At 56.5% G+C, this 12,869-nt stretch carries 6 protein-coding genes; all 6 read left to right on the forward strand.

All coding sequences use genetic code 11. The features are described 5' to 3' along the window. Positions 1-48: 48 nt before the first annotated feature. The 6 genes from rpoD (at position 49) to fusA (ending at position 12,719) form a co-directional block, all read left to right on the forward strand. Positions 49-1,128 carry an RNA polymerase sigma factor RpoD gene (gene rpoD, locus GKG36_RS01455; RefSeq protein ID WP_154258720.1) on the forward strand — a complete coding sequence of 360 codons (1,080 nt, stop codon included), beginning with the start codon at positions 49-51 and terminating at the stop codon, positions 1,126-1,128. A 546-nt stretch (positions 1,129-1,674) separates the two neighbouring features. Then, complete coding sequence (locus GKG36_RS01460; protein ID WP_005940199.1) at positions 1,675-5,517, forward strand: DNA-directed RNA polymerase subunit beta; 3,843 nt, start codon at positions 1,675-1,677, stop codon at positions 5,515-5,517. A 128-nt stretch (positions 5,518-5,645) separates the two neighbouring features. Then, the gene (gene rpoC / locus GKG36_RS01465) at positions 5,646-9,218 is read left to right on the forward strand and encodes a DNA-directed RNA polymerase subunit beta' (RefSeq protein ID WP_154258722.1); all 3,573 of its coding nucleotides are present in this window, start codon (positions 5,646-5,648) and stop codon (positions 9,216-9,218) included. Between the two features lie 289 nt (positions 9,219-9,507). Beyond that, entirely contained in the window at positions 9,508-9,936 is a 429-nt protein-coding gene (gene rpsL, locus GKG36_RS01470) for a 30S ribosomal protein S12 (RefSeq protein ID WP_005940205.1), read from the forward strand. A gap of 161 nt (positions 9,937-10,097) precedes the next feature. Next, the gene (gene rpsG / locus GKG36_RS01475; protein WP_005930552.1) at positions 10,098-10,568 is read left to right on the forward strand and encodes a 30S ribosomal protein S7; all 471 of its coding nucleotides are present in this window, start codon (positions 10,098-10,100) and stop codon (positions 10,566-10,568) included. A gap of 24 nt (positions 10,569-10,592) precedes the next feature. Beyond that, the gene (fusA, locus tag GKG36_RS01480; RefSeq protein WP_097774838.1) at positions 10,593-12,719 is read left to right on the forward strand and encodes an elongation factor G; all 2,127 of its coding nucleotides are present in this window, start codon (positions 10,593-10,595) and stop codon (positions 12,717-12,719) included. The last annotated feature ends 150 nt before the right edge of the window (positions 12,720-12,869 follow it).

Below are 12,869 nucleotides of genomic sequence, written 5' to 3' on the forward strand. Positions count from 1 at the left end.
CCCCGCTTTCCCCTCCGGCTGGAGCAGGAGAGGAAAGGAGCAGGAACCATGCAGAAATTGTCGCAAACGGAGGAATTGGCCAGAACATTGGCTGCGCGGGCACGCCACCATGCCCTGACACCGGAGCAGATCAGCCGTGCCATGGACGAACAGGATTACGATGTGGCGCAGCTGGACGAGCTGTATACGGCACTGGAGGACCGCGGCGTGCACCTGACCGAAGAGGAAACGGACCTGCCTGCGTTGGATGAAACGCAGATCGGCAGGCTGGAACATGAGCTTTCGGCAGAGGGGGTGGCGCTGGACGACCCGGTAAAGGCCTATTTGAAGGAGATCGGCCGGGTGCCGCTGCTGACAGCAGAACAGGAAACGGAGCTTGCCCGTGCCGCGCAGGCCGGGGACGAGGATGCCCGGCGGAAGCTCAGCGAAGCGAACCTGCGGCTGGTGGTGTCGGTGGCAAAGCGCTATGCAGGGCGGGGCCTGCCGTTTCTGGATCTTATTCAGGAAGGCAATCTCGGTCTGATGAAGGCGGCGGAAAAGTTTGAACCGGAGCGCGGCTTCAAATTTTCCACCTATGCCACGTGGTGGATCCGTCAGTCCATCACCCGCGCCATTGCGGATCAGGGGAGAACCATCCGCATCCCGGTGCACCTTGTGGAGAGCATCAACCGGGTCAAAAAGACGACGGGTGACCTGCTGCGGAAAAATGGCCGGGAGCCTACCGCGGAAGAGATCGCTGTTCAGCTGGACATGGAGCCGGACCGTGTGCGGGAATTGCTGCAGCTGGCGCAGGACCCCATCAGCTTGGAAACGCCGGTGGGCGAGGAAGAGGATGCCCACCTTGAAGATTTTATTCAGGACGAGGATGCAGGCGTCCCGGTGGATGAAGCCGGGCGGCAGCTGCTGCGGCGGGAACTGTTCAGCGTGCTCAAAAGCCTGACACCGAGGGAAGAGCGGGTGATCGCACTGCGCTTCGGGCTGGAGGATGGCCGGGCGCACACGCTGGAAGAGCTGGGTAAGGAGTTCAATGTGACCCGGGAGCGGGTGCGGCAGATCGAAGCCAAGGCCCTGCGCAAGCTGCGGCATCCCAGCCGTGCAAAACGCCTGCGGGATTATCTGGATGAGTGAACAAATTATAATTGCCGCCGCTTGCGCTCTGGCAATCTTAGAGGAAACATTATTTTTATATTTGCAGCTCAGAAAAGCCTGCGAGCTTTTCTGAGCTGCTTTTTCACAAAAAAGGGCCGCAAGGGAAAACGGACATATCCGACTGTAAAAGTAATACTCCAAAACACAAGGGCAAAGATAGACAAATTGCACAAGGGGATTATGAACAGGAACGTGCAAAATAAAAAAATCAAGCCCTAAAACAACAAAACACAACACGCTGCCGGGCGTGCGAAAATGAGAGAAAAAATAAATTTGTTTTGGCAAAAATCTGAAAAATGGCTTGACAGCAAGGCTTTTAGGGTGTATACTGCATTAGTATCACATAATGGACTAGTGCGCCAAAAAGAGGAATACGCAGGCGGTGACTGGACGGGTCAAACCGAAAAGTTTGTGAAAAACGCCGAAAGGTTCCCTTTGACGCGGGTCGAATTATGTGTGTCTGCTCAAATTTGACCCGTGTATACGACATCCCGTAGAGTATAAAAGTAAGGAGTGGTTGATTTTATGATGAAAGTCAAGCCCGTAAAGCTCGGCAAAACCGAGCGCATGAGCTTCTCCCACATCGACGAAGTCATCAGTATGCCGAACCTGATCGAGGTCCAGAAGAACTCTTATCAGTGGTTCCTGGACGAGGGCCTGAAAGAGGTCTTCCACGATATCGGCACCATTGAGGACTACACCGGCAATCTGGCACTGAGCTTTGTGGACTTCCGCCTGGACAAGGAGCCGAAGTACAGCATCAAGGAGTGCAAGGAGCGCGACGTGACCTATGCAGCACCCCTGCGCGTCACCGCCCGTCTGCTGAACAAGGAGACCGGCGAAGTGAAGGATCAGGAGATCTTCATGGGCGATTTCCCGCTGATGACCGATGCCGGCACCTTTGTGATCAACGGTGCAGAGCGTGCTATCGTCAGCCAGCTGGTGCGTTCTCCCGGCGTGTTCTACGGCGATGCCAAGGATAAGGTGGGCAACGACCTGTACAGCGCCACCATGAACCCCAACCGCGGTGCATGGCTGGAGTACGAGACCGATGCTTCCGATGTGTTCTATGTCCGTATCGATAAGAACCGCAAGTTGCCTGTCACCGTGCTGTGCCGTGCACTGGGCCTGTCCACCAACGAGGACATCCTGAACTTCTTTGGCGACGATGAGCGCATCCTCGCTACTCTGGAAAAGGATACCACCAAGAATCAGGAAGAGGGCCTGCTGGAAGTCTACCGCAAGCTGCGCCCCGGCGAGCCTCCCACGGTGGAGTCTGCTACCAGCCAGATCAACATGCTGTTCTTCGACCCGCGTCGTTATGACCTGTCTCGTTTCGGCCGTTATAAGATGAACAAGAAGCTGTCTCTGGCACGCCGCATCACCGGTCAGGTGGCTGCTGAGAATGTGGTCGCTCCGCTGACCGGCGAGATCCTGATCGAGGCTGGTGCCAAGATCACCCGCGAGCTGGCCGAGAAGGCTGACAATGCCGGTGTGAATCTGGTCGTGCTGAAGCTCGACGATCCCATGAAGGAAGAGAGCCGGAAGATCAAGGTCATCACCAACGGCTGTGTGGATGCACAGGGCTTCTTCTCCTTCGACGTGAAGGAGTGCGGCATCAACGAGCGCTGCTCCTTCGATGAGATCAAGAAGATCCTCGACACCACCTCTGATGTGGAAGAGCAGAAGGAGATGCTGCGCCGCAACCACGACCAGCTGATCGGCCGCACCGTTACGGTCGCCGATATTCTGGCTTCCATCAACTACCTGAACGGTCTGGGCCACAATATTGGCACCACCGATGATATCGACCATCTGGGCAACCGCCGCATCCGCAGCGTGGGCGAGCTGCTGCAGAACCAGTTCCGCATCGGCTTCTCCCGCATGGAGCGCGTCATCCGTGAGCGCATGACCCTGCAGAGCCAGGATCAGAGCGTCATCACCCCGCAGGCCCTCATCAACATCCGTCCGGTGGTGGCAGCCATCAAGGAGTTCTTCGGTTCTTCTCCGCTGTCCCAGTTCATGGATCAGAACAACCCGCTGGCTGAGCTGACCCACAAGCGCCGCCTGTCTGCTCTGGGCCCCGGCGGTCTGAGCCGTGACCGCGCAGGTTTCGAGGTCCGCGACGTTCACTACAGCCACTACGGCCGTATGTGCCCCATCGAGACTCCTGAAGGCCCCAACATCGGTCTGATCTCCTATCTGGCATCTTACGCCAAGATCAACGAGTACGGCTTCGTGGAAGCTCCGTACCGCAAGGTCAAGAAGATCTATGACGAGAACGGCAACCTGAAGGAACAGGTCGTCACCGACGAGGTCGAGTATATGACCGCTGATGTCGAGGACGAGTACGTTGTGGCACAGGCCAACGAGCCGCTGGATGAGGGCAAGCACTTCATCCGTCCCCGTGTGTCTGCCCGCCGCCGCGACGAGATCCTTGAAATTGATGCAGAGAAAGTCGATTACATGGACGTTTCTCCGCGAATGATGGTCTCTGTTGCTACCGCCTGCATCCCCTTCCTGGAGAACGATGACTGTAACCGTGCTCTGATGGGTTCCAACATGCAGCGTCAGGCAGTGCCTCTGATGGTCACCCAGCAACCCATCGTTGCTACCGGTATGGAGTACAAGGCTGCTACCGACTCCGGCACCGCTGTTCTGGCAAAGAATGACGGTATCGTTGAGAAGATGGATGCCAACCATGTTGTTGTGCGCAACAACAAGGGTGAGCTGGAGGATTATCCTCTGGTCAAGTTCGCACGCTCCAACGCAGGCACCTGCATCAACCAGCGTCCCATCGTGGAGGTCGGCGAGAGCGTCAAGGCCGGTCAGGTGCTGGCCGACGGCCCTGCAATGCGCAACGGCGAAATTTCTCTGGGTAAGAACGCTCTGATCGGCTTCATGACCTGGGAAGGCTACAACTACGAGGATGCCGTTCTGCTGAACGAGAAGATCGTGCGCGAGGACGTGTACACCTCCATTCATATTGAAGAGTACGAGACCGAGAGCCGCGACACCAAGCTGGGACCCGAAGAGATCACCCGTGATATCCCCAACGTTTCTGAGGATGCACTGAAGGATCTGGACGAGCGCGGCATCATCCGCATCGGTGCCGAGGTCAAGAGCGGCGACATTCTGGTCGGTAAGGTCACCCCGAAGGGCGAGACCGAGCTGACCGCTGAAGAGCGCCTGCTGCGCGCCATCTTCGGCGAGAAGGCACGCGAAGTGCGTGATACTTCTCTGCGCGTGCCCCATGGTGCATACGGCATCATCGTGGATGTCAAGGTGTTCACCCCGGAGAACAGCGACGAACTGCAGCCCGGCGTGCGCGAGGTCGTCCGCTGCTATATTGCCCAGAAGCGCAAGATCAGCGTTGGTGATAAGATGGCAGGCCGTCACGGCAACAAGGGTGTCGTTTCCCGCATTCTGCCGCAGGAGGACATGCCCTACCTGCCCGACGGCACCCCGCTGGACATCGTGCTGAACCCTCTGGGCGTGCCTTCCCGTATGAACATCGGTCAGGTGCTGGAAGTCAACCTGGGCTACGCTGCCAAGGCATGCGGCATCAAGGTCATGACTCCCGTCTTCGACTCTGCTCGTGAGAACGACATCGGCGATACCTTTGATACCGCCCGCGAGATGTGGCATGGCGAGAATGCTCCTGCATATCCCACGAAGCTCCCCAAGATCATGGGCGAGAAGGGACACATCATCGACTTCTCCAAGATCGAGCTGGACCGCGATGGCAAGACCACCGTTTATGATGGCCGCACCGGTGAGAAGTTCGATAACCGCGTTACCGTCGGTTATATGTACTACCTGAAGCTGCATCACCTGGTCGATGATAAGATCCATGCACGTTCTACCGGCCCCTACTCTCTGGTCACTCAGCAGCCTCTGGGCGGCAAGGCCCAGTTCGGCGGCCAGCGCTTTGGCGAAATGGAAGTCTGGGCACTGGAAGCTTACGGCGCTGCATACACTCTGCAGGAGATCCTGACCGTCAAGTCCGACGACGTGGAGGGCCGTGTGAAGACCTACGAGGCCATCGTTAAGGGTGAGCCAATCCCGCAGCCCGGCATCCCCGAGTCCTTCCGCGTTATGCTGAAGGAACTGCAGTCTCTGGGTCTGGACGTTGTTGTTCAGGACAAGGACGGCAACGAGATCGACATGCGTCAGAACTTCGACGACGAAGAGACCGGCTTTGATATGCGCGATGTTGCCGGCACTGAGAACGTCGTGCAGGAGAGCGAACTGCTCAACGATTATAATATTAAGGATGCCGATGCCGGTTTCGATGATCCTTCTGTGCTGGAGGACAATAACTCCGGTGCCGAAGCTCCCGCTTCTTCTGACGAAGTAGATTTCTGATCAGACAAAGAACACAAGCCTCAAGCCCCCTGTTCCGCGTGCTGCGGCAGGGGAGAGGGGCCTGTGGTCTGAACAAGAAAGCCGCCTGTATCATCGAGACAACTAGAGATTAAGAAAGGGTTCGTTTCATGGAAAACAACGTTTTCGATTCCATCAAGATCGGCCTTGCCTCCCCGGAGCAGATCCGCAACTGGAGCTACGGCGAGGTCAAAAAGCCTGAGACCATCAACTACCGTACCCTGAAGCCGGAGCGCGACGGCTTGTACTGTGAGCGCATTTTTGGACCTACCAAGGACTGGGAGTGCCACTGCGGTAAGTATAAGCGCATCCGCTACAAGGGCAAGATCTGCGACCGCTGCGGCGTTGAAGTGACCAAGGCCAAGGTCCGCCGTGAGCGCATGGGCCACATTGAGCTGGCCGCTCCCGTCAGCCACATCTGGTACTTCAAGGGCATCCCCAGCCGCATCGGCCTGATGCTGGACATCAGCCCCCGCCTGCTGGAGAAGGTGCTGTATTTTGCAAGCTATATCGTCACTGATCCGGGCGCTACCCGTCTGGAAAAGAAGCAGCTGCTCACCGAGAGCGAGTATCGTGAGATGCGCGACCACTACGGTGATGAGTTCGAGGCTGCTATGGGCGCTGAGGCCATTCAGGATCTGCTGAAGGAGATCGATCTGGATCAGCTGAGTGAAGAGCTGACTGCCGAGGTGGAAAAGTCCTCCGGCCAGAAGCGCGTGCGCATCCTCAAGCGTCTGGAAGTAGTTGAGGCATTCCGCATTTCCGGCAACCGTCCTGAATGGATGGTCATGGATGTGCTGCCTGTTCTGCCGCCTGACCTGCGCCCCATGGTCCAGCTGGACGGCGGCCGTTTTGCCACCTCCGACCTGAACGACCTGTACCGCCGCGTGATCAACCGCAACAACCGTCTGCGCCGTCTGCTGGAGCTGGGCGCTCCCGACATCATCGTGCGCAACGAGAAGCGTATGCTGCAGGAAGCAGTGGACAGCCTGATCGACAACGGCCGCCGCGGCCGTCCGGTCACCGGCCCCAACAACCGCGCACTGAAGAGCCTTTCCGATATGCTGAAGGGCAAGCAGGGCCGCTTCCGTCAGAACCTGCTGGGCAAGCGTGTTGACTACTCCGGTCGTTCTGTTATCGTCGTCGGCCCTGAGCTGAAGATGGATCAGTGCGGTCTGCCCAAGGAAATGGCTCTGGAGCTGTTCAAGCCCTTTGTCATGAAGGATCTGGTGGAGAAGGGTATTGCCAACAACATCAAGTCCGCCCGCAAGATGGTGGAGCGCGCTAAGCCCGAAGTGTGGGACAGCCTGGAGACCGTGATCAAGGGCCACCCCGTTCTGCTGAACCGTGCACCTACCCTGCACCGTCTGGGCATTCAGGCTTTCAACCCGGTGCTGGTGGAGGGCCGTGCAATCAAGCTGCACCCGCTGGCATGTACCGCATTCAACGCCGACTTCGACGGTGACCAGATGGCAGTGCATCTGCCTCTGGGCGAGGATGCCTGCCGTGAGGCCAAGATGCTGATGCTGGCTTCTGGCAACCTGCTGAAGCCCTCTGACGGCGCACCTGTTACCGTGCCTACGCAGGATATGATCCTGGGCAGCTACTACCTGACCACCGTTCGTGAAAATGACGAGGGCGCAGGCAAGGTGTTCCGCGATGAGAACGAAGCCCTGATGGCTTATGCAGAGCACATCGTTACCCTGCACGCACCCATCAAGGTGCGCCGCACCATGACCATTGACGGCGTGGAGCGCACCGGTCTGGTGGAAACCACCGTCGGCCGCATCATCTTCAATAACCCTGTTCCTCAGAATCTGGGTTATATCGACCGTACTGATCCCGAGCACTGGCTGGAGTACGAGGTCAGCTTCCGCGTGACCAAGAAGACTCTGCCCGACATCATTTCCCGCTGCATGACCCGCAACGGCACCCGCAAGTGTGCAAAGATGCTGGATGCCATCAAGGCGCAGGGCTACAAGTACTCCACTCTGTCTGCAATCTCCGTCGCTGTGTGCGACGCTGTGATCCCGCCGCAGAAGCAGGAACTGATCGCTGAGGCTGACCAGCAGATCGCAAAGGTCGGCAGACTGTTCAACCGCGGCCTGATCTCCGACAACGAGCGTTACAACCAGACCATCGCCATCTGGCAGGCTACCACCGATAAGGTCTCCAAGGCTCTGGCAGACAACCTGCCCAAGGATAATGAGATCTATATGATGGCTGACTCCGGTGCTCGTGGTTCTATGAACCAAATCAAGCAGCTGGCCGGCATGCGCGGCCTGCTGGCAAACACCGCCGGCCACACCATCGAGATGCCCATTCGTGCCAACTACCGTGAAGGTCTGAATATTCTGGAATATTTCGTTTCTGCCCGTGGTGCCCGTAAGGGTCTGGCCGATACCGCTCTGCGTACCGCTGACTCCGGTTACCTGACCCGCCGCATGGTCGATGTCTCTCAGGATGTTATCGTGCGCGAGATCGACTGCGGCACCACCGACGGCCTGTGGGTGTCTGAGATCCACGAGGGCAAGGAGAAGATCGAGAGCTTCCGCGAGCGCTTGATCGGCCGCTTTGCTGTGGGCGATGTGGTCAACCCCGTCACCGGCAAGGTGATCGTGCCGGAAGGCAAGATGATCGACCTGTACGATGCAAACGAGATCGAGGCTGCTGGCATTACCAAGCTGAAGATCCGCAGCCTGCTGACCTGCCGTGCAAAGACCGGTGTCTGCGCACGCTGCTACGGTTCCGATATGGCAAACGGCGAGCCGGTCCGTCTGGGCGAGGCTGTCGGCGTTATCGCCGCAGAGTCCATCGGCGAGCCTGGTACTCAGCTGACCATGCGTACCTTCCATACCGGCGGTATCGCATCTGCTGAAGATATCACGCAGGGTCTTCCCCGTGTTGAAGAGCTGTTCGAGAGCCGCCGTCCCAAGAGCATGGCCATCATGAGCGAGATCTCTGGTGTCGTTTCTCAGGACGATACCAAGAAGAATGTCGTTATCAAGGTGACCGGCAAGGACGAGAACGGTGCCGAGGTCGTAAAGAGCTACTCCATCCCGTTCACCCAGCATTCCCGCGTGATGCCGGGTGACCGTGTGGAGAAGGGCGACATCATCACCCGTGAAGGTGTTCTGTATCCGCAGGATATTCTGGCAATCAAGGGTCTGGAGGATGTCCAGAACTACCTGATCAACGAAGTTCAGAAGGTCTACCGTCTGCAGGGCGTTGAGATCAACGATAAGCATATCGAAGTCATCGTCCGTCAGATGTGCCGCAAGGTGCGCGTGACTGATTCCGGTTCTTCCAACCTGATCGGCGGTGCACTGGCAAGCCGTCTGGAAGTGGAGAGCATCAACGCCGATCTGCAGCAGCGCATCGACGCTGGTGAAGAGGGCCTGAAGCTGGTTGAGTACCAGCAGGTGCTGCTGGGCATCACCAAGGCTGCTCTGGCAAACGACTCCTTCCTGTCCGCTGCATCCTTCCAGGAGACCACCCGCGTGCTGACCGAAGCTGCCATCAAGGGCAAGGTCGACCCGCTGGCCGGCCTGAAGGAGAACGTCATCATTGGTAAGCTGATCCCCGCAGGTACCGGTCTGCCGGAAGTCCGTGAGGATCTGAAGAACCGTGAGGCTGAGCGCGATGCTGAGGTCGCTGCCGAACAGGCAGCTGCTGTACAGTAAGCAAAGCTCCTTCTTCTGAAATAAAACAATGGACCGCTCTGTGGGCATCCGCCTGCAGGGCGGTTTTTATATGCCCGGAAAAGCGGAAACAGGGGAGAAAACCGTGCGTTTTACGTCGAAAAAATGCTGAAAGAAAAAATCTGGAATAAATGCAAAAAACTTTGCAAAAACTGTTGACATCCGCCTGTAAAGCGAGTATTATATAACTGTTGCGCATCCCTCATGGGGATAGTGCGGCAAAAAAGTCGGAAAAAAGTCCGATGTGCATTATTAAGAAAGGAGAAACAAAATGCCTACTTTTAACCAGCTTGTACGCAAGGGCCGTCAGGTTCTGGCTACCAAGAGTACCGCTCCCGCACTGCTGAAGAGCTACAATTCTCAGAAGAAACAGTATTCTGATCTGAACAGCCCCCAGAAGCGTGGTGTCTGCACTGCTGTTCGTACCATGACCCCCAAGAAGCCCAACTCTGCTCTGCGTAAGGTTGCTCGTGTCCGCCTCACGAATGGTATCGAGGTCACCTCTTACATTCCCGGTATCGGCCATAACCTGCAGGAGCACTCCGTCGTGCTGATCCGTGGCGGTCGTGTTAAGGACCTGCCCGGTGTGCGTTACCACATCATCCGTGGTACCCTGGATACTCAGGGTGTGGCAGGCCGTAATCAGGCCCGCTCCAAGTACGGCGCAAAGCGTCCTAAGGCCGGTGCTGCAAAGAAGTAATTGAGGACAACCGCCATAAACGGCTTTCCATTATATAAATAACAAGTCCGCTTGCAAAGCGGAGGGCAACAGTTTATGTAAAGGTCAGCTCTTTGTGACACAACGGGAGTTTTATTACTTTCGAGTACCGATGATATCATTCTGTGAAGGAGGGAAGAAAGATGCCTAGAAGAGGTAACATTGCTAAGCGCGATGTCTTAGCTGATCCTATTTACAATTCCAAGATGGTCACTCGTCTGGTCAACAGCGTTATGCTGGATGGCAAGAAGGGCGTCGCTCAGAAGATCGTTTACGAGGCTTTCTCCATGATTCAGGAGAAGACCGGCAACGATCCTCTGGAGACTTTCGAGAAGGCGATGGAGAACATCATGCCCAGCCTCGAGTGCAAGACCCGCCGCGTTGGCGGTGCTAACTACCAGGTTCCTCTGGAAGTCAGCCCGGCTCGCCGCGAGACCCTGGGTCTGCGCTGGCTGACTGCCTACAGCCGCAGCCGTGGTGAGAAGACCATGGCTCAGCGTCTGGCTGCTGAAATCATGGATGCTGCCAACAACACTGGTAACGCCGTGAAGAAGCGTGAGGATACTCACAAGATGGCAGAGGCTAACAAGGCTTTCGCTCATTTCCGTTATTGATCTGTTCTGTAGGAGGTTAATTTCATGGCTACACCCAGAGAAGTTTCTCTTCAGATGACGAGAAATATCGGCATTATGGCCCACATTGATGCTGGTAAGACTACTACTACCGAGCGTATTCTGTACTACACCGGTATCAATCACAAGATCGGCGAAGTTCATGATGGCGGCGCTACCATGGACTGGATGGTTCAGGAGCAGGAGCGTGGTATCACCATCACTTCCGCTGCTACCACCTGCTACTGGAGCCACTCTGAGACCCAGAAGGATCCGGTTGCATTCAAGAAGAACCGTCACCGCATCAACATCATCGACACCCCGGGCCACGTGGACTTCACTGTTGAGGTCCAGCGTTCCCTGCGCGTGCTGGACGGTTCTGTGACCGTTCTGGCTGCAAAGGGCGGTGTTGAGCCGCAGTCTGAGACCGTTTGGCGTCAGGCTGACGAGTATAAGGTTCCCCGTATGGTGTACGTTAACAAGATGGACACCATGGGTGCCGACTTCTTCCGCTGCATCAAGATGCTGCACGATCGTCTGCACGCAAACGGCGTGGCGATCCAGCTGCCTATCGGTCAGGAGGATACCTTCCGCGGTATCGTTGACCTGGTCGATATGAACGCTGAGGTCTACTACGACGATATGGGCAACGACATGCGCACTGAGCCCATCCCCGAGGATATGCGTGAGCAGGCCGAGGAGTACCACAACATTCTGATCGAGGCTGTTGCTGAGAACGACGAAGAGTTGATGGAGAAGTACCTCGAGGGCGAGGAGATCACCCGTGCCGAGCTGAAGGCTGCGATCCGCAAGGAGACCATCGCTAACACGCTGGTTCCCGTTGTCTGCGGTTCTTCCTACAAGAACCGTGGTGTCCAGAAGCTGCTGGACGCTATCGTTGACTATATGCCCGCTCCTACCGACGTCCCTGACATCAAGGGCGTGAATCCCGAGACTGAGGAAGAGGAGACCCGTCCGTCTTCCGACGACGCTCCCTTCGCAGCTCTGGCCTTCAAGATCGCTACCGACCCGTTCGTTGGTAAGCTGGCATACTTCCGTGTTTACTCCGGTAAGGTTGAGGCAGGTACCACTGTCTACAACTCCGTGAAGGACAGCAAGGAGCGTATGGGCCGCATCCTGCAGATGCATTCTAACCACCGCAAGGATATCGACTGCTGCTACGCAGGTGATATCGCTGCTGTTGTCGGTCTGAAGAACACCACTACCGGTGACACTCTGTGTGATGAGAATCATCCCATCATTCTGGAGTCCATGAAGTTCCCCGAGCCTGTTATCCGCGTTGCCATCGAGCCTAAGACCAAGGCCGGCAACGAGAAGATGGGCATCGCGCTGGCAAAGCTGGCCGAAGAGGATCCGACCTTCAAGACCTACACTGACGAAGAAACCGGTCAGACCATCATCGCCGGTATGGGCGAGCTGCACCTGGAGATCATCGTTGACCGTCTGCTGCGTGAGTTCAAGGTTGAAGCAAACGTGGGTGCACCTCAGGTTGCTTACCGTGAGACCATCCGCAAAGAGGCCAACCAGGAGACCAAGTACGCACGTCAGTCCGGTGGTAAGGGCCAGTACGGTCATGTTAAGATCAAGATCGAGCCCAACGAGCCCGGCAAGGGTTACGAGTTCGTCAACGCCATCGTTGGCGGTGCCATCCCGAAGGAATACATCCCGGCTATCGACAACGGTATCCAGGGTGCTATGAAGTCCGGTGTTCTGGCTGGCTATCCTGTCGTTGATGTCAAGGTTACCCTGTGGGATGGTTCTTATCATGAGGTCGACTCCTCTGAAATGGCCTTCTCCATTGCTGGTTCTATGGCGTTCAAGGATGCTATGCGCAAGGCTGATCCCATCATCACTGAGCCTATCATGAAGGTTGCAGTTATCGTTCCCGATGAGTATCTGGGCGATGTTATCGGCGACCTGAATGCACGCCGTGGTCAGATCCAGGGCATGGAAGCTATGGCTGGTACTCAGCGCGTCAATGCATTTGTGCCTCTGGCTCAGATGTTCGGCTACGCTACCGACCTGCGTTCCAAGACTCAGGGCCGTGGCCAGTATGTCATGGAGCCGTCTCACTACGAGCCGGTGCCCAAGAACATTGCTGACCAGATCATCGCTGGCCGCACCAAGGGCTGATTCCTGAAAAATGGATAAAGATTTTGCCGGGGTAGTGTAACCTCGGCAAAATTTCCTGTAAAAGCACTTGATTTTACAGGGCAAATTTAGTAGAATAGCCTTGCAATGCAATGTCTGCATCTTGCAGGGTTGTTGTAACCAAATATCAAA

Origin of the sequence: Faecalibacterium sp. BIOML-A1, assembly GCF_009679715.1 — a bacterium.
Classification (GTDB): Bacteria; Bacillota; Clostridia; order Oscillospirales; family Ruminococcaceae; genus Faecalibacterium; species Faecalibacterium taiwanense.

Excerpts from the sequence above, each read along its gene's own strand:
- rpoD (WP_154258720.1), top strand. The coding sequence starts at position 49 with ATGCAGAAATTGTCGCAAACGGAGGAATTGGCCAGAACATTGGCTGCG.
- GKG36_RS01460 (WP_005940199.1), top strand. The coding sequence starts at position 1,675 with ATGATGAAAGTCAAGCCCGTAAAGCTCGGCAAAACCGAGCGCATGAGC.
- rpoC (WP_154258722.1), top strand. The coding sequence starts at position 5,646 with ATGGAAAACAACGTTTTCGATTCCATCAAGATCGGCCTTGCCTCCCCG.
- rpsL (WP_005940205.1), top strand. The coding sequence starts at position 9,508 with ATGCCTACTTTTAACCAGCTTGTACGCAAGGGCCGTCAGGTTCTGGCT.
- rpsG (WP_005930552.1), top strand. The coding sequence starts at position 10,098 with ATGCCTAGAAGAGGTAACATTGCTAAGCGCGATGTCTTAGCTGATCCT.
- fusA (WP_097774838.1), top strand. The coding sequence starts at position 10,593 with ATGGCTACACCCAGAGAAGTTTCTCTTCAGATGACGAGAAATATCGGC.